The organism is Psychrobacter sp. 1Y4 (assembly GCF_051847555.1).
The window spans coordinates 1-556 of the sequence record NZ_JBPYDE010000976.1 but is presented as its reverse complement, the minus strand read 5'-3'; the positions used below and the strand labels follow the sequence as shown (position 1 = coordinate 556).

Genomic DNA, 556 nt, shown 5'->3' with positions numbered 1-556 from the left:
AGCGGGTGGCGTAAAGCTGGTTAAAACTCGTGAAGAAGCCAAGCAAGTTGCTGAAGAACTGATCGGTACTAACCTAGTAACGTTCCAAACTGATGCTGATGGTCAGCCAGTCAACTTCGTATTGGTTGCAGAAGATATGTATCCAGTACAAACTGAGCTATATCTTGGCGCTGTTGTTGATCGTGCGACTCGTCGTGTAACCTTCATGGCATCTACCGAAGGCGGCGTAGATATCGAAGAAGTAGCACACAACACCCCAGAAAAAATCTTCAAAGTACACGTTGATCCTTTGGTTGGTTTAATGCCTTTCCAAGCGCGTGACGTTGCGTTCAAACTTGGTCTAGAAGGCAAGCAAATCAATCAATTTGTTAAATTGATGACTGGTGCCTATAAAGCATTTGTTGAAAACGACTTTGCATTGATGGAAATTAACCCATTAGCGGTTCGTGAAAATGGCGAAATCGTTTGTGTTGATGGCAAAATCGGTATCGACTCAAACGCTCTATATCGTCTGCCAAAAATCGCAGCGCTACAAGATAAAACTCAAGAAAATGAG

The 556-nt window shown here is 43.2% G+C and carries 1 protein-coding gene; it reads left to right on the top strand.

Annotated elements, in window-relative coordinates; translation table 11 throughout:
- The coding region (locus tag ACS8FC_RS19935; RefSeq protein WP_439298061.1) for an ATP-grasp domain-containing protein at nucleotides 1-556 on the top strand (556 nt) is incomplete at both ends.